The sequence below is a fragment of the Pseudoalteromonas aurantia 208 genome (assembly GCF_014858725.1).
GTDB classification, from domain to species: Bacteria; Pseudomonadota; Gammaproteobacteria; order Enterobacterales; family Alteromonadaceae; genus Pseudoalteromonas; species Pseudoalteromonas aurantia.
Genome location: NZ_AQGV01000009.1, coordinates 263,555 through 278,826, shown reverse-complemented (window position 1 = coordinate 278,826; position 15,272 = coordinate 263,555). Strand labels below are relative to the sequence as shown.

Below are 15,272 nucleotides of genomic sequence, written 5' to 3'. Positions count from 1 at the left end.
TGTGCATAAGGAAGATGCTGTGAGTAATTATTAAGCAATTGTGATGAAGCGTTAATGGGTCCCTACAGTTTTATACAAAAAGGCGTAACCACTGTGTTAAAGAGAATCGAGCGTAAGATAAATCATTTAAAGGCGTCGTATATCTCTGCAAATTTACAGGTAATGACACTAATATCTTGGTAGCCTAATCGTGTCAGCTGTTCAGCGGCAAATATGGCTCGCCCGCCTGTCGCACAATGTAAGTAGATGGGCTTTTGCGCATCTTTTTCTATATTTGGTAGCTTAAATTCAAGCAACCCCCGGGGTATGTTCATAGCATGTGCTACTGCTTGTTGTTGATGCTCATTAGGTTCTCTAACATCAATCAGTAAACTTTCTTTGTTTGATAGTTCAACTTTAGCTTGTGTTGCACTGATACAGCGTTGATTAGGGCTAACTGTTTTTAATACATCTTGTACGCTAGTGAGCATGAGGCACCTTGATATAGTTTACTAATAGAATGTTAAGTATATTTGTTATCACTACATTAGCAAGTTCTAATGTTAGACTGAAGCGCGCTAGAACACTATACTAAAGGTATACTATTTGACATAGGCAGATGCATGACTCTCACAAATATGGCAGACAATGCTGAGCAGGCGGCAAGCTTGTTGAAAATGATGGCAAACAAGCATCGGTTGATGATTTTATGCAGTCTTGTTGAAAACGAAATGAGTGTTGGGCAGCTTAATCATAAAGTCCAGCTTTCACAATCAGCTTTGTCTCAACATTTGGCGAGTTTAAGAAAGGCAAATATTGTTAGCACGCGTCGAGAGAAACAAACGATTTATTACGTGATAAGTGATGAAAAAGTGGTTGCGTTGGTCACGTCACTGTATCAACTTTTTTGCCTGAAAGAGCCTTGAGTATACACGGTGTTAGTGTGTTGGTCATGGCACCTTTTTAGCGGGTATTGTGATTGAGTGCCACAGATACAATGACTCACTCAGCATCGAAAGATGTGAGTGAGTGTTTGAGCTATAAAATGGTCGCAATATCATCGAACGGTTTTTTCACCAGTGCATGCTCTGGCACCGTGGCATCGTCAGCGGGGTAACCGGCAATTAGCAACATATACGGGCGTTCATTGTCACGGTCTCGACCGCAGATATCGGTTAAAAAGCTCATTGGTTTTGGAGTATGTGTGAGTGTAGCAAGACCAGCATTGTGCAGCGCTTGAATTAAAAACCCCGTCGCGAGTCCGACAGATTCATGGACATAGTAATTGGTATTTTTATCTTCGGTTTGGATGCCGCCTTTCTTCTGACTGAATACCGCGATGAGCCATGGGGCATGCTCTAAATACGGTTTTTGTGCGTCAGTACCCAAAGGTTTCAACGCATCTAACCACTCTTCTCCCGCGCGGCCTTCATAAAACGATTGCTCTAGCTCTTCCGCTGCGTGACGAATTTGCTTTTTGACATCTTGACTATGAATTGCGACAAAGTGCCAAGGTTGATGGTTTGCCCCGCTTGGCGCAGTCGCGGCTGTTTTTATACATGCTTCAATGATGTCCTGAGGGACGGGGCGGTCGCTAAAACTGCGGATTGAATGACGGCGTTTGGTGTTTGCTAAGTATTCATTAGCACGTTGCAGCATTTCCTCTTGAGGATATTCAACAAAATCACTCAAAGGTATATTGGCATGCTCTTTCATAGGATCACCTGATTATTTTAGTTAGTATATGGGCAAGTTATAACCTGTGCAGTGCTGAGGCGCAACATGCGTTATAAAAATGTGAATTTGTGATGTAATTAATTAAATACAGAGAGTAAATGAATATGCGATATCAAGCGACATGGGATGATGGAAGGATCATTGACTTGCCTGTAGGGAAGGCAATATGTGTTGGCCGGAATTATGTTGCCCATGCACAAGAGCTCAATAACCCAATTCCTGATGAGCCATTGCTATTTATGAAACCCAGCAGTAGTTTTCAATCATTTGGCAGTGAAATAACATTGCGAGAGGATTTAGGTGAGCACCATTATGAAGCAGAGTTAGTTATTCTAATTGGCAGTGTCGTTGACCGAGATACCGTGAATTATGCAGATGCTGTGATTGGCGTTGGCTTAGGGTTAGATTTAACGTTACGTAGTGTACAAACGCGTTTAAAAAGCCAAGGGTTACCTTGGGAGCGGGCGAAAGCCTACGATGGGAGTTGTGTATTGACGCCTTTTACGCCGGTATCACAGCATCACAATTTACACGATAGTGAATATCGTTTTTGGATTAATGGAGAGCTCAAGCAACACGGTGACACTTCTTTGATGATCAACTCGGTTGAGGCACTCATAGCAAATATTGCGCAGGTTTTTTCACTCTACCCTGGTGATATTGTTATGACAGGAACTCCAGCAGGTGTCGGTTCACTTGCCCACGGCGATAAACTTCAGCTGCAGTATGAAAATGGTGAAAAATATAACAGTACCACGATTATTACATAACAGAGACTTTAAGGCTTGGGAGGAATACGGGTTCGTCGGCTAATGAGCCCGGTTGTGAGAATGATATTTTGTACCCCAGGCTTGTATCGTGTAAAGAATATCTCGATTTTTATTTTGACCAGCAATAACCCTAATAGCAAATAGACTATGGTAGCCTCCAGCCAATTAAGTGGTAGTAGTGTGAGGGTAGTAACGGCCTCTAAAGCAATAATAAAAATAACCATGGCGAGAATAGATTTTGCCGGAAGCTTTGTCATAATAAGCCCGCCTAATGGCGCGCCTATGGCCACGATAGGTGCAGCAAAAAACCAGCTAGATATCACAAATGGTGAAGGTGCAGTGTTGCTGGATAAGACGAGTACAGAACCAATGATCGCGTTGCCGGCCATCAAAGCAACCGTTGTGGGGATCACTTTTTTTGCAGGTTGCTTCATCAGAATGACATAATAAAAAAACAATAATGTATCAGCACCGGCTCCTAAGAAGCCGCTGACCACCCCGCCAATAAATGCCGCAGTTGCCAGTCTTTTACGCGCAAAAATAAGGTGATATATCTTAGGTGTATGGGTAAAGCTATCAAGCAATATAATTGCAACCAGTAATAAAAAGCAAGTGTACATGTGCTTGATAACTAGGCCGCTTTCGATATGAATAAATAAGCATGCAAATTGCCCTAAGGCTGAGAAAACCAGAGCGTAACTGAGTGTTTTCCAGTCAATTTCTATTCTTTTACTGATAAAGAATAGCGTTGCAAATGACATACCGATAGATTGAATGAACAGTGAAAACACCTTTGCGTCTTCAGCAGATACCGCAAGCACTTTAGTTAAAATAGGGAATGCAACGGCGCCACCGCCTAACGGTGTCGATCCGGCGACAAACGAGCCGAATAACATTGTTAAGCCTGTTTTCCAGCTGGCTGTTAGCTGTTCGACGTTGAAATATAAATAGTAATTACTGGCCCAAAATAATAGCCCAACGACAAGTGTAAACCAGTAAAGTCCCTGAATCCTTGGTTGTGTACTTAACATTAATAACATTCCATTTACTTGGTGCGGGTATTGTGCCCGTTCTCTCCACAGGGATCAAGGTTGGCTGATTATTCATCATTATAAAAACTTGTCACCCAGCGTTTTTACTGTAATAAACCTTTACTACTCAAGCATTTTTTTATTAGTCACTATAGAATACGATTCTACCTTACCAAGGAAATATTATGAAAATAAGAAAGTTAGGCACGCCTTTTTCTATATCTGCATGCAAGGTTTTGCTATGTGGGGGAGGAGAGCTTGGCAAAGAAGTGGTCATCGAATTTAAACGCTTAGGATGTGAAGTGGTTGTCTTAGATAGATACGACAATGCCCCCGCCATGCAAGTGGCTGATAGGCGCTATGTATTGTCTATGCTAGATGGTGACAAGCTGGAGCGTATCATTCAACTAGAGCAACCTGATTATATCGTGCCTGAGATTGAGGCCATAGCTACGGATAAGTTAGTCGCACTGGAAGCACAAGGCTTTACTGTGGTCCCCAGTGCAAAAGCAACTCAGCTAACCATGAATCGTGAAGGTATTCGTCGATTGGCAGCAGAAGAGCTCAATATACCGACTTCAAAGTATCAATTTGTTGATACCTTAAATGACTTTAAGCGTGCCGTTGCAGAAATTGGTTTTCCATGTGTAATAAAACCAATCATGAGTTCATCAGGGAAAGGGCAAAGTGTTGTTAAGCATTCTCAAGATATCGAACTGGCGTGGCAGCATGCCCAAGAGGGAGGTCGAGCTGGGCAGGGTCGCGTAATTGTTGAGGGCTTTGTTGAGTTTGATTATGAAATCACGTTATTAACAGTGCGTCATATTGCAGGCACGAGTTTTTGTGAGCCAATAGGGCATGTACAAGAAAATGGTGATTATCAACAAAGTTGGCAACCACAAGCTATGAGTGCTTTGGCGCTAGAGCGAAGCAAAGCCGTGGCAACTCTAGTGACTGATGCGTTAGGTGGGCGTGGGTTATTTGGGGTAGAGCTGTTTATTAAAGGTGATGAGGTCTTTTTTAGTGAGGTGTCACCTCGGCCTCATGATACTGGTATGGTGACCTTAATATCACAAGATTTAAGTGAATTTGCACTTCATGTGCGTGCTATTTTAGGTTTGCCCATTCCGCATATTCATTTTTCAGGGCCTTCAGCATCCAGTGTGCTTTTGGTAACAGGGAATTCAAATCGCGTGGCGTTTGACAACGTGGCAGAGGCATTGAGCGAATCGCACACCGATATTCGTCTATTTGGGAAGCCCGAAGTTGCGGGTACTCGTCGTATGGGTGTGGCGCTTGCGCGTGATGAGTCTGTTGAGCGAGCAGTGAATAAAGCTAAAAATATAATTGAAAAAATACAGGTAGACGTGTGAGTGAAACAATGAGTTCTCGAGTGATTGACCCCTTAGTAATGGGGTTTTGGCGTTTGTTAGATTGGCAGCTGTCTGATCAGCAATGTGTGTCGTTTTTGAAAGAATGTATTGAACTGGGCATAACTCATACAGATCATGCTGATATTTATGGTCAATATGAGTGTGAGGCTGCATTTGGTGCAGCATTAAAATTGGCGCCCAGTATTCGAGATGAGATAAAGATTATTACCAAATGTGGTATTCGTCCGGCGATCGCTAAAACCGGTTTGACAGGTAAAGCAAATCACTATGATTCAAGTTATACGCATATAATGGCTTCTGTAGAACAGTCTTTACAGCATTTTAATACCGATAGAATAGATGTTTTACTGATCCACCGACCTGATTACCTGATGGATGCTGACGAAATGGCGAAGGCATTTAATCAACTGAAGCGTCAAGGTGATGTTTTGAATTTTGGTGTGTCTAACTTTACCCCAACTCAATTATCTATGCTGCAATCTCGCTGTGATTTTCCACTTGTAACCAATCAAATTGAATGCTCACCCTATGAAATGAAGGGGCTAGACGATGGCACACTCGATCAATGTCAGCAGCTAAGGATACATCCTATGCTCTGGTCACCATTGGCAGGAGGAAGACTGTTTAGTAATCGTGATGAAAAAGCGTTACGGTTGCAGACGACATTAAGCAAGGTCGCACAGGAGATAGGGGCAAAGTCAATCGATCAGGTGGTTTATTGCTGGCTGGCCACTTTGCCCAGTAAACCTTCTATAGTGCTTGGCACCGGCAATCTCACACGGGTTAAAGCGGCACTAGAGAGTGCTTCTTTATCCATGGATAGAGAGCAGTGGTACCGAATATGGCAAGCTTCCACAGGGCACAGTGTGCCATAAAGAAAAAAGGGCTCACGGGCCCTTTTTAAATTAAAAATATGTATTAAGAATTTTGAACCTAGAGCTCAAAGTCGAGGCCATAGCTCACATAGGCTTTGACATCATCATCAGCATCTAAATCGGTTTTGACGACGCCAAGGGTAAAACCATTTTTAGCGACGCTGACGCCATAGTCCATATAAGCGTCATCTTCACTGGTCCACTCTAAAACAGTATCACCACTTGAGCGGCCAATATGGAACGACAGATCTGTGTCATTCAATATCGTGAAACTGGCGCCCAACTCTAAATACAGCATTTCTTCCTCCGTACTTTGGTCTTCTTGTGCATGCGTTAAGTAACTTGCTTTAAAGCTCAACCATTGCCAGCTTAAGGCGCCGTATAGCTCTCCGAAATCGATGCTCCCCTCAGCATCAGGGTAGGCATAGTGTATGTAACCTACGTCGTAGCCAAATTGACCTCGCTCGCCAGAGAAACCAGCATATAGGTCAAGTTCATAACTGGTTTTATTGCCAAAGTCGACATTGGATACCCAAGTACCTGCATAGAACCCAGAGTCGTCGCTATAATCTATTCCGCCGGATACTGCTGAGCCATCTTTGGTTTGTGTTATACCGCGCCAAAAGTAATTCGAGCTGGCTGCGACGTTTGCGGTCACTTCGGCCATCGAGTGAAACGAAGTAACGCTCATAAATGATGATGCAACGATTAGTGGTAGTAGTTTATTCATTGTAATTCCTCAATGCGCTAGAGATGCCATGAATATTGCAATGGTTGCGCCAGTTGCAATAAAGCAAAGAATTTTTAGTTCAATATATTGATGTATAGTTGATTTTTTTATTCTTGCTAGGGTGAAGGGGTAAGTTGTTGTAAAAAAGTTGCTCAAATGTGGTGCAAAGAAAGAAAAGTTGCACGGGTATATCGCAATGCAGATATCGCTCTATTAACAGTCATAATGCGCGTGTATGGCTCATTGCGAGCCACACACAGACGTGTTAGCCAAAAATAGCACGCATTAATGAGATGGTCTCATCAACACTGCGGCCTTTTTCTACTTCAGCCACAATTGAGTCACGTTTATCGCGAATATGTTCAGGGATTGATTCATCACTGAGTGCTCGGTCAACTAGAATTTCGGCAGACTCTTTACCGCGACGCACTGCTTTTCTAGTCCCTGAGCTTGCACTGCGTGCTGGCTTGTTTAGTAATTTTATGTAGTTAGACTGATTGGCGGTTTCTTTGTCTGCATGATAAAACCAACAAGGGATCAACGCTTTGATACTGGCAAGCTGCTGCTCAAATTCATCTGCAGGTGAGGTCATAGTAAACCAAGGCATAGCGTGAATTGTCATAACAATGTCTGTCCAATAGCGCTCAAAATCACGATTGTTTAGTTTAGTGATCCCTAAAGAAGAACATAAAGCGTCTAGTTTCGCATTGGTGATGGGTGTAAATACATCAGGGCGGCGCATCGCAAGTAAGCGGGTAGCTGGTGCCAGAGTTGGTTTTTCGTCACTGTTAGCAAAGGCGGTTAGATAGGCAACCATAAATTGCTGATAATCTTGCTCACTGACCGCACCTTCAAGTGGAATGTATGCGAGTGCAGTATCAAACTCGCCAGGGAAATCTGCAAACAATTGGTGGAAGCCTTTGGCATTTTTAGTTGAAGCAAACCACTCCACATCAAAATTATAAATGCTAGGATCAAGTGAAGCAGCATGTTTACCACTAAAGGCTAAACGGTCTTCTACAATCATTTCTTTCAATGGTGTTGCACGTAAGTTTGCAATGTAGTCGGTGAGTTTGAGTTGTTCTTCAAGTGCGAGCACATCGCTATGTTGTGTTACGAAACCGGTCAGTACAGGCCATGGAGTGACACGCAACGTTTTCAGTTGTAAAAAGCTGATGGCTGATCCTAATAAGTCTTGAAGCTTTTTGACTGTAGGCAACTGATGATCATCTAGCAAATCAAAGTTGATACGATTTTTAGCAATATCATATAGCTCATAACACCAACTTAAAAAGTCTTCTGGGTGTTGCTCAACTTTAACAGCCATGAGGTTTAAGCTTATCTCGGTGGCCTGTTTTAAAATATTTTGGTAAATCTGACTTTCTTGTTCACCTAGAGCCATTTTTGATGGGGAAATAAGCAACTTCTTCATATTGGCGAGAGCCTCCACACATATGCATACATTTTAATCATAATAGTTTAGCCAATAGTGAGCTAAACAGACAAGGCCGTGGATCATACCGAAGAATGTGAAAGTTACAATCACCGAAATAGATAATTGTGCCAGCAAATTGGGGTGTTGTTAGGTAATGAGTGCGTTTAGGCATGTGTTTATAAGATGAAATACTTGTTTTTCAATCACATTGATTTGCGCACTGGACTACATTCTCTCACAAACTCATTGATGATTTTATAGCGTAGCAAGGCTACTATATAGACATAGCGCAAATCAGATTTATAGGGAAAGGTATGAACGCAGTAGTTAAAGTTGTTGGCGGCCTGGTTGTCGTAGTGGTGGGGGCGGCAGTCGCTGCGCCATTTTTGATACCAACACAGACGATTATTGACGAAATATCACAGCAAGTTGAGTCGACAACCGGTAGGACTTTGCAAATAGCGGGTGATAGCACGGTATCGATATTGCCCAGCTTAAATATCACCTTAAATAATGTGCGTTTTGCAAATATGCCATCGGGAAGTACCGAACATATGCTCGCTATGGAGCAATTATCAGTGCATATTCCTTGGCTTTCGTTACTATCAGGCGAGGCTAAATTAGAGCGTTTTGTTATTAATAACCCAACAATAACGCTAGAAACTGATAAACAAGGCCTGCCCAACTGGCAGCTATTTCCGACCCAACCAAATAGTCCTGTTACTGCACAAGAACCAAATGCACAAACGGCCTCAGCTGTGTCATTACCCAACGGCTTTGATATCAGTCTTGGTGAAGTGGCCATTTATGGTGGCTCAATTGCTTACATTGATGGCCAAAGCGGCGCACAACATCGCGTCGATGAGCTTGACTTAAGTATTCAGTTGCCGTCTTTGTATAAAGCATTGACAATCAATGGTGCAATTACTTATCAAGCACAGAAATTTGAATTGACTTCGGTGGTTGATACACCCGCTAAGGCCATTGTTGGAGAAACGTTCAGTGTTCAGCAGCGCCTTGATTCGCAATTACTAAATGTTGAGTTCGACGGTGTCATTGCGCAGCAAGGTAAAAACATTCAAGGCGAATTAACCCTTGCTGGCGACTCAGTTAAAGCGATAACTCAATGGCAAAACATGGCGTTATCAGCTAAAGACAACGCGTTTAATCAATTTAGTGTTGCTGGAAGTATGTCGTTTGTTGGCAATACGTTTACGCTGAAGTCTTTGGTTGCCAAACTTGATGAGTTAGAAATCAAAGGCCAAAGCAAAATTGTACTGGGGGAAAAACCGGATATTAACGCCAATATTGATTTAGGCATGTTAGATTTAAATCCTTACCTTCCTGAACCAGTAGAGCGAAAAACCTCAGAAAAAGCCGAAACTCAAACACCAAGTGAGCCCATAGTGTGGGATGACTCCCCAATTGATTTATCGGCATTGGGGCAACTTAATGCGCACGTTGTGGTGCGTTCTACGGGTTTAAAAGCCCACGATATTACGTTGGGCAAGAATCAATTTTCATTGCGACTCAAAAATAGCGTTGTGCAACTAGGTCTAGATGAGTTCAACGCGTATGAAGGGAGCGGTAAAGGCACTGTGAAAGTGGATGCAACAGCCAGTCCTTATAAAGTCGCAACAAATTTTGCGTTAAAAAACATCAATGCGGAACCTTTACTTACCGATGCCGTTGGCTTTGATAAAGTATTGGGCAAAGGCAGTATCGATTGGAACTTAACAACTCACGGACAAAGTCAAAAGCAATTCGTTTCAGCACTTGCGGGTAAGATGGCGTTTAGCTTTAAAGATGGGGGGGTTAAAGGCGCCAATATTGCTGAAATGACTCGTAAAGCCAAAGAGATGCTTAAAGGTGACTTCTCATCATTGAAAGACGGTTTAAATGCCGACTATGATCCGCAACAGAAAACCGATTTCTCAGCATTAACCGGCAGCTTTGTATTCAAAAACGGTGTTGGCCATAACAATGATTTGAGCTTAGCGAGTCCGCTCATACGGATCAGTGGTTCTGGTGATGTGGATTTACCTAAAACTTATGTTAATTATCGTTTGGTAACCGGTATTGTCGATACTGTTGAAGGGCAAGCCAGTGCGGATAAAAGCACCGGCTTTAAAGTGCCGCTGCGCATTAAAGGGCCTTTTCATCAGGTGGATGTCAATATAGATATAAGTAGTGCCGCAAAAGATACCGTGAAAGACAAATTAAAGGATAAATTGAAAGATAAATTCAAAGGCCTTTTTGGGGGATAATCGGTTACATATAGAGTGCGTATTAAATAAAGGGCCGATTTACCGGCCCTTTATTTCATATATGAATAAAAATAAAAGGTATATTTAGATATGAAACAACAGTGGCAAAATGAATTTTCTCAGCAAGGCTATATCGTCATTGAGCAAGGCATTGAAGCAGCGTTGTTAGCACAACTTCAAGTCTACGCACAGCAACTGCTATTTGATGCGAAAGTGATGGCTATGCAAGGAAAAGACCTCAACAATATTGCCGTGTATAAACAAAGCGGGCAGCTATCAATATCTCGTATTAATGACTTATTTAGATATCAAGCACACTTTGCATCTTTGCTGACCCATTTAAATGTACTCAACGTGGCTGAAGCATTGATTGGCGAACCCGTATTACCCGTTTATGAGTCGCTTGTGATCAAGGACCCTATTAACACAGAGTCATTTGACTGGCATAGAGACATGGCTGTGAGATCAGATGAAAGGATTGTGACAATGGGGATTTATTTAGATGATTCACTCGCAGAGCAAGGGGCATTAAAAGTGATCCCTGGTTCACAGGTGCAAGCACACAGTGTATGTGAATTCAAAGAGGCAGTGGAGCAGGGCTCTGTGGCAAGTCAAAATATAGCGGTAAAGGCGGGAGATGTGGTTATTCACCATGTTAATACTGTGCATGGCTCAGACAAGCAATTAACGAATGACCTTCGGCGAACGATTTATTTTGAGTTTAGGGCAGTGTCTCATTTAAAAAACAATCCACGCTTTAGTGAGCATTGGCTTAATCAAAGAGTCAAATTGATGGAACAGCTTAAATTGAAGGCCACTGGTAATGACTCAAATGCCATTGTACTGCCAACAGACTTTTATCAAGAGCAACTGCGTATAGAACCTGCTGAGTATTGCTTTAAGTTTTGAGCGCCCCCAATAAGGGTTATTGAATAGGAAGATACACGACATAAAATGGCCCGTTAACTAGGGGAAATAACGGGGGGTATTAAAATCACGAATGGCAACATCAGACAGTAGCGCAAAAAAGTGGCGGTCAATCTCGGTGGTAATTGGTGGAGTTTATCTGTAAGAGCTTTGCTCTACGTATAAAGCTCACGTTAAAAATGTTTGCTGGCATTGTTGCAAATAATGAAGAGGTTGGGCGTCGAGTAACTAAATTGAGTAGTTAAATACAGTTTTTTTATAAAATGCAAAATAGCTGGTTAAAACTTAACCTGTTGAGTGTGTTTGAATTTCTATCTTGAAAAACTAACCCCTTGTCCTCATATCAGAAAAGTACTCAGCGAAACTCGGTGGAATACGTAAATTAATTAAAAATTGAGCTATCCAACCTAGCACTTTGCTGGTACAATTGCCCGCCCTTGAACGACAATGTAATTGTTTTTTGAGTGGTATTTAATCGAAGTGCTTTGATTTTAAACAAATTAAAGCGTGTTAAAACTACACCGGAGCTCATTCAGATGATCCAAATGCAAACTCAGCTGGACGTTGCTGATAACAGCGGCGCTCGCAAAGTGCAGTGTATAAAAGTCCTTGGTGGTTCGCACCGTCGCTATGCAGCGATTGGTGACATCATTAAAGTTTCTGTTAAAGAAGCTATTCCTCGCGGTAAAGTGAAGAAAGGTGATGTTAAAAACGCGGTAGTTGTGCGTACTAGAAAAGGCGTTCGTCGTCCGGACGGTTCTTTGATCCGTTTCGATAGCAATGCGGCTGTTATCTTAAATGATAGCTTACAGCCTGTTGGTACTCGTATCTTCGGCCCTGTGACTCGTGAACTGCGTACTGAAAAGTTCATGAAGATCGTTTCACTAGCCCCAGAAGTACTATAAGGAATCTATCATGGCAGCAAAAATCCGTCGTGATGACGAAGTAATTATACTAGCCGGTAAAGACAAAGGTAAGCGCGGAAAAGTGCTTTCAGTTGTAACTGAAGCTGGTCGAGTATTTGTCGAAGGCATTAACTTAATCAAGAAGCACCAAAAGCCTGTTCCGCAGTTGCAACAAGCTGGTGGTATTGTTGAGAAAGAAGCGTCAATCGACGTATCAAACGTTGCGATCTTCAACCAGGAAACTGGTAAAGCGGATCGTGTAGGTTTCAAGATTGAAGACGGTAAGAAATTACGTATCTTCAAATCTACTGGTAAAACTATCTAATAGTTGGAGTAGACGATGGCGAAACTGCATGAAGTATATAAAGACAAAGTAGTAGTTGAACTTCAAGAGAAGTTCGGTTTCAGCTCTGTTATGCAAGTCCCTCAGATCGAAAAGATCACATTAAACATGGGTGTGGGCGAAGCCCTAGCTGACAAGAAAATTCTAGAAAATGCAGTAAAAGATCTAGAATCAATCTCTGGTCAGAAAGCGCTTATCACGAAAGCACGTAAGTCAGTAGCTGGCTTCAAGATTCGTGAAGGCTACCCAATTGGTTGTAAAGTAACCCTACGTGGCGAGCGTATGTGGGATTTCTTTGAGCGTTTAGTCTCAATTGCAATGCCTCGTATTCGTGACTTCCGCGGTGTAAGTGCTAAGTCTTTTGACGGACGTGGTAACTACTCTATGGGCGTACGTGAGCAAATCATCTTCCCAGAAATCGATTATGATAAAGTAGACCGTGTTCGCGGTATGGATATCACAATCACAACTTCTGCGAAAACTGATGAGGAAGGCCGTGCGTTGTTAGAAGCGTTTAACTTCCCATTTAAGAAATAAGGGTAGGGTTATGGCAAAGAATTCTATGAAAGCGCGCGAAGCAAAGCGCACTAAATTAGTTGCTCAGTTCGCTGAAAAGCGTGCGGCACTAAAAGCTATCATTTCTGATGTAAATGCATCAGAAGATGATCGTTGGGATGCGGTATTAAAGCTACAAGCTCTACCGCGTGATTCTAGCCCTGCACGTCAACGTAATCGTTGTAACATTACGGGCCGCCCACATGGTTTCCTTCGTAAATTCGGCATGAGCCGTATTAAAGTTCGCGAAGCAGCTATGCGCGGTGAAATTCCTGGCCTTAAAAAGGCTTCTTGGTAATAGAATCACGGGAGTAAGACAATGAGCTTGCAAGATCCTATTGCGGATTTGTTCACACGTATCCGTAACGGTCAGACTGCGAAGAAGGTTGCTGTTGCAATGCCTACTTCAAAGCTGAAAGTAGCAGTTGCAAAGGTACTTAAAGACGAAGGTTACATTACTGACTTCGCTGTATCTAGTGACGTAAAAGCAGAATTGACTATCGAATTAAAATATTTCGAAGGTAAAGCTGTTATTGAAAACATCCAGCGTGTTAGTCGCCCAGGTCTACGTATCTATAAGAAACGTGACGCGTTACCGAAGGTAATGGGTGGTCTAGGTATCGCTATCGTATCAACTTCTCAAGGCTTGATGACAGACCGTGCCGCACGTAGTGCTGGTGTTGGTGGTGAAATCATTGGCTTTGTAGCTTAATCGGAGGGGAACAATGTCTCGTATAGCGAAGGCTCCAATTTCAGTTCCTGCCGGTGTAGAAGTTACAATTAAAGGCCAGGACATCACAGTTAAAGGCAAAAACGGTGAGTTGACTCGTACTATTAACAACGCTGTTGAAGTAACTCTTACTGATAACGTGATCACAACTACACCTCGTGAAGTTGCGAACGCATGGGCACAAGCAGGTACTGCTCGTGCACTTATCAACAACATGATTGTTGGTACGAATGAAGGTTATGAGAAGAAACTTCAGTTAATCGGTGTTGGTTATCGTGCGGCAGTTAAGGGTAAAGTATTAGACTTAACTCTTGGCTTTTCACACCCAGTTAATTTCGAGATCCCAGCGGGTATCACGATTGAAACTCCAAGCCAAACTGAGATTCTTGTTAAGGGCGCAGATAAGCAAGTTGTTGGTCAAACAGCTGCTAACATTCGCGCATACCGTGCACCAGAACCTTATAAAGGTAAAGGTGTTCGCTATGCAGACGAACATGTGCGTCGTAAAGAAGCCAAGAAGAAGTAAGGTAAGACGATGGATAAAAAAACAGCTCGTCTACGTCGTGCTAAACGCACACGTAGAAATTTTATTGAACAAGGCACAACGCGTCTTGTTATCCACCGCACGCCACGTCACATTTACGCTCAGGTTGTTAATGCTGAGGGTACTGTACTGGCTGCTGCTTCTACTGTTGAGAAAGCAATTAGCGAAACAGTTACAGGTACAAGCAACGTGGCTGCAGCACAAGCTGTAGGTAAAGCGGTTGCTGAACGTGCAGCTGACAAAGGCATAGCAAAGCTAGCTTTTGATCGCAGTGGCTTTAAATATCACGGCCGTGTGAAGGCGCTAGCTGATGCTGCGCGTGAAGCCGGTTTGCAATTCTAGGAGTAGACAATGGCTAACGTAGAAGCAAAGCAACAACAGCCTGATTTAGCTGAAAAGCTAATTGCGGTGAACCGTGTGTCTAAAGTAGTTAAAGGTGGTCGTATCTTTAGCTTCACTGCACTAACAGTAGTTGGTGACGGCGCAGGTAAAGTAGGTTTTGGTTACGGTAAAGCACGTGAAGTACCAGCTGCTATTCAAAAAGCAATGGAAAAAGCGCGTCGTAACATGATCAACGTTGATCTTAACGGTAACACACTGCAACACCCTATCAAGGGTCGTCACGCAGGTTCACAAGTGTTCATGAAACCAGCATCTGAAGGTACTGGTATCATCGCAGGTGGCGCAATGCGTGCAGTATTAGAAGTAACGGGTGTACAGAACGTTCTTTCTAAATGTTACGGTTCAACTAACCCAATCAACGTTGTTCGTGCAACAATTTCAGCTCTAGAGAACATGAATTCTCCAGAGGGTATTGCTGCAAAACGTGGTTTGACTGTTGAACAGATTCAGGGGTAATTAACCATGGCTAATAAAACTGTAAAAGTTACACAAGTAAAGAGCTCTATCGGTCGTTTACCGAAGCATAAAGCGACTTTACGTGGCCTTGGTTTACGTCGTATCAATCACACTGTTGAGTTGGAAGACACAGCATGTGTACGTGGTATGATCAACCAAGTTTCATACATGGTTAAGGTTGAGGGGTAATTC

General features: G+C 42.7%; 20 protein-coding genes. 15 read left to right on the top strand and 5 right to left on the bottom strand.

What is annotated here, in order from left to right; genetic code table 11:
• Positions 1-122: 122 nt before the first annotated feature.
• On the bottom strand, positions 123-470 hold the full coding sequence (locus tag PAUR_RS01265; protein ID WP_192506015.1) for a rhodanese-like domain-containing protein: 348 nt from the start codon (positions 468-470) through the stop codon (positions 123-125).
• A gap of 132 nt (positions 471-602) precedes the next feature.
• Between PAUR_RS01265 and PAUR_RS01260 the strand changes: the two genes are divergently transcribed.
• Positions 603-905 carry an ArsR/SmtB family transcription factor gene (locus PAUR_RS01260; RefSeq protein WP_192506014.1) on the top strand — a complete coding sequence of 101 codons (303 nt, stop codon included), beginning with the start codon at positions 603-605 and terminating at the stop codon, positions 903-905.
• 112 nt (positions 906-1,017) lie between these two features.
• On the opposite strand, the gene PAUR_RS01255 is transcribed toward PAUR_RS01260, so the two are convergent.
• Positions 1,018-1,695: a nitroreductase family protein gene (locus tag PAUR_RS01255; RefSeq protein ID WP_192506013.1), complete on the bottom strand. Its 678-nt coding sequence runs from the start codon at positions 1,693-1,695 to the stop codon at positions 1,018-1,020.
• A 119-nt stretch (positions 1,696-1,814) separates the two neighbouring features.
• Between PAUR_RS01255 and PAUR_RS01250 the strand changes: the two genes are divergently transcribed.
• Positions 1,815-2,486 carry a fumarylacetoacetate hydrolase family protein gene (locus tag PAUR_RS01250; RefSeq protein WP_318782590.1) on the top strand — a complete coding sequence of 224 codons (672 nt, stop codon included), beginning with the start codon at positions 1,815-1,817 and terminating at the stop codon, positions 2,484-2,486.
• A gap of 8 nt (positions 2,487-2,494) precedes the next feature.
• Here PAUR_RS01250 and PAUR_RS01245 read toward each other — a convergent pair whose 3' ends face one another.
• Positions 2,495-3,517 carry a sulfite exporter TauE/SafE family protein gene (locus tag PAUR_RS01245; RefSeq protein WP_192506012.1) on the bottom strand — a complete coding sequence of 341 codons (1,023 nt, stop codon included), beginning with the start codon at positions 3,515-3,517 and terminating at the stop codon, positions 2,495-2,497.
• Positions 3,518-3,702: 185 nt separating this feature from the next.
• Here PAUR_RS01245 and purT point away from each other — a divergent pair, with 185 nt between their 5' ends.
• Positions 3,703-4,890: a formate-dependent phosphoribosylglycinamide formyltransferase gene (purT, locus tag PAUR_RS01240; protein WP_192506011.1), complete on the top strand. Its 1,188-nt coding sequence runs from the start codon at positions 3,703-3,705 to the stop codon at positions 4,888-4,890.
• An 8-nt stretch (positions 4,891-4,898) separates the two neighbouring features.
• On the top strand, positions 4,899-5,786 hold the full coding sequence (locus PAUR_RS01235; RefSeq protein ID WP_192506077.1) for an aldo/keto reductase: 888 nt from the start codon (positions 4,899-4,901) through the stop codon (positions 5,784-5,786).
• 58 nt (positions 5,787-5,844) lie between these two features.
• On the opposite strand, the gene PAUR_RS01230 is transcribed toward PAUR_RS01235, so the two are convergent.
• Together PAUR_RS01230 and PAUR_RS01225 are read right to left on the bottom strand one after the other, a co-directional pair.
• Complete coding sequence (locus PAUR_RS01230; RefSeq protein WP_192506010.1) at positions 5,845-6,516, bottom strand: TorF family putative porin; 672 nt, start codon at positions 6,514-6,516, stop codon at positions 5,845-5,847.
• Between the two features lie 265 nt (positions 6,517-6,781).
• Positions 6,782-7,948: a hypothetical protein gene (locus PAUR_RS01225; RefSeq protein ID WP_192506009.1), complete on the bottom strand. Its 1,167-nt coding sequence runs from the start codon at positions 7,946-7,948 to the stop codon at positions 6,782-6,784.
• A gap of 317 nt (positions 7,949-8,265) precedes the next feature.
• Here PAUR_RS01225 and PAUR_RS01220 point away from each other — a divergent pair, with 317 nt between their 5' ends.
• The 11 genes from PAUR_RS01220 (at position 8,266) to rpmD (ending at position 15,269) form a co-directional block, all read left to right on the top strand.
• On the top strand, positions 8,266-10,218 hold the full coding sequence (locus PAUR_RS01220; protein ID WP_192506008.1) for an AsmA family protein: 1,953 nt from the start codon (positions 8,266-8,268) through the stop codon (positions 10,216-10,218).
• A gap of 90 nt (positions 10,219-10,308) precedes the next feature.
• A complete protein-coding gene (locus tag PAUR_RS01215) occupies positions 10,309-11,127 on the top strand; it encodes a phytanoyl-CoA dioxygenase family protein (protein ID WP_192506007.1) in 819 nt (272 codons plus the stop codon).
• A 554-nt stretch (positions 11,128-11,681) separates the two neighbouring features.
• Entirely contained in the window at positions 11,682-12,050 is a 369-nt protein-coding gene (rplN, locus tag PAUR_RS01210) for a 50S ribosomal protein L14 (protein ID WP_010363768.1), read from the top strand.
• A 10-nt stretch (positions 12,051-12,060) separates the two neighbouring features.
• Positions 12,061-12,375, top strand: a complete 315-nt coding sequence (rplX, locus tag PAUR_RS01205) for a 50S ribosomal protein L24 (protein WP_138593398.1) — start codon at positions 12,061-12,063, stop codon at positions 12,373-12,375.
• A gap of 15 nt (positions 12,376-12,390) precedes the next feature.
• A complete protein-coding gene (rplE, locus tag PAUR_RS01200; protein ID WP_192506006.1) occupies positions 12,391-12,930 on the top strand; it encodes a 50S ribosomal protein L5 in 540 nt (179 codons plus the stop codon).
• A 10-nt stretch (positions 12,931-12,940) separates the two neighbouring features.
• Positions 12,941-13,246, top strand: coding sequence for a 30S ribosomal protein S14 (gene rpsN / locus PAUR_RS01195; RefSeq protein WP_010363762.1), 306 nt, complete (start codon positions 12,941-12,943; stop codon positions 13,244-13,246).
• 21 nt (positions 13,247-13,267) lie between these two features.
• Positions 13,268-13,660, top strand: a complete 393-nt coding sequence (rpsH, locus tag PAUR_RS01190) for a 30S ribosomal protein S8 (protein WP_138593396.1) — start codon at positions 13,268-13,270, stop codon at positions 13,658-13,660.
• Between the two features lie 13 nt (positions 13,661-13,673).
• A complete protein-coding gene (gene rplF, locus PAUR_RS01185) occupies positions 13,674-14,204 on the top strand; it encodes a 50S ribosomal protein L6 (protein WP_010363759.1) in 531 nt (176 codons plus the stop codon).
• A 9-nt stretch (positions 14,205-14,213) separates the two neighbouring features.
• Complete coding sequence (rplR, locus tag PAUR_RS01180; RefSeq protein ID WP_010363756.1) at positions 14,214-14,564, top strand: 50S ribosomal protein L18; 351 nt, start codon at positions 14,214-14,216, stop codon at positions 14,562-14,564.
• A gap of 9 nt (positions 14,565-14,573) precedes the next feature.
• Entirely contained in the window at positions 14,574-15,080 is a 507-nt protein-coding gene (gene rpsE, locus PAUR_RS01175) for a 30S ribosomal protein S5 (RefSeq protein WP_010363754.1), read from the top strand.
• Positions 15,081-15,086: 6 nt separating this feature from the next.
• Positions 15,087-15,269, top strand: coding sequence for a 50S ribosomal protein L30 (rpmD, locus tag PAUR_RS01170; protein ID WP_016710201.1), 183 nt, complete (start codon positions 15,087-15,089; stop codon positions 15,267-15,269).
• Positions 15,270-15,272 lie beyond the last annotated feature (3 nt).

Coding starts and splice junctions, on each gene's coding strand:
- PAUR_RS01245 (WP_192506012.1), bottom strand. CDS start 3,517: ATGTTAAGTACACAACCAAGGATTCAGGGACTTTACTGGTTTACACTT.
- rpmD (WP_016710201.1), top strand. CDS start 15,087: ATGGCTAATAAAACTGTAAAAGTTACACAAGTAAAGAGCTCTATCGGT.
- PAUR_RS01220 (WP_192506008.1), top strand. CDS start 8,266: ATGAACGCAGTAGTTAAAGTTGTTGGCGGCCTGGTTGTCGTAGTGGTG.
- rplE (WP_192506006.1), top strand. CDS start 12,391: ATGGCGAAACTGCATGAAGTATATAAAGACAAAGTAGTAGTTGAACTT.
- PAUR_RS01260 (WP_192506014.1), top strand. CDS start 603: ATGACTCTCACAAATATGGCAGACAATGCTGAGCAGGCGGCAAGCTTG.
- purT (WP_192506011.1), top strand. CDS start 3,703: ATGAAAATAAGAAAGTTAGGCACGCCTTTTTCTATATCTGCATGCAAG.
- PAUR_RS01265 (WP_192506015.1), bottom strand. CDS start 470: ATGCTCACTAGCGTACAAGATGTATTAAAAACAGTTAGCCCTAATCAA.
- PAUR_RS01225 (WP_192506009.1), bottom strand. CDS start 7,948: ATGAAGAAGTTGCTTATTTCCCCATCAAAAATGGCTCTAGGTGAACAA.
- rplR (WP_010363756.1), top strand. CDS start 14,214: ATGGATAAAAAAACAGCTCGTCTACGTCGTGCTAAACGCACACGTAGA.
- PAUR_RS01215 (WP_192506007.1), top strand. CDS start 10,309: ATGAAACAACAGTGGCAAAATGAATTTTCTCAGCAAGGCTATATCGTC.
- PAUR_RS01255 (WP_192506013.1), bottom strand. CDS start 1,695: ATGAAAGAGCATGCCAATATACCTTTGAGTGATTTTGTTGAATATCCT.
- rplF (WP_010363759.1), top strand. CDS start 13,674: ATGTCTCGTATAGCGAAGGCTCCAATTTCAGTTCCTGCCGGTGTAGAA.
- rpsN (WP_010363762.1), top strand. CDS start 12,941: ATGGCAAAGAATTCTATGAAAGCGCGCGAAGCAAAGCGCACTAAATTA.
- rpsH (WP_138593396.1), top strand. CDS start 13,268: ATGAGCTTGCAAGATCCTATTGCGGATTTGTTCACACGTATCCGTAAC.
- rpsE (WP_010363754.1), top strand. CDS start 14,574: ATGGCTAACGTAGAAGCAAAGCAACAACAGCCTGATTTAGCTGAAAAG.
- rplN (WP_010363768.1), top strand. CDS start 11,682: ATGATCCAAATGCAAACTCAGCTGGACGTTGCTGATAACAGCGGCGCT.
- PAUR_RS01235 (WP_192506077.1), top strand. CDS start 4,899: ATGAGTTCTCGAGTGATTGACCCCTTAGTAATGGGGTTTTGGCGTTTG.
- rplX (WP_138593398.1), top strand. CDS start 12,061: ATGGCAGCAAAAATCCGTCGTGATGACGAAGTAATTATACTAGCCGGT.
- PAUR_RS01230 (WP_192506010.1), bottom strand. CDS start 6,516: ATGAATAAACTACTACCACTAATCGTTGCATCATCATTTATGAGCGTT.
- PAUR_RS01250 (WP_318782590.1), top strand. CDS start 1,815: ATGAATATGCGATATCAAGCGACATGGGATGATGGAAGGATCATTGAC.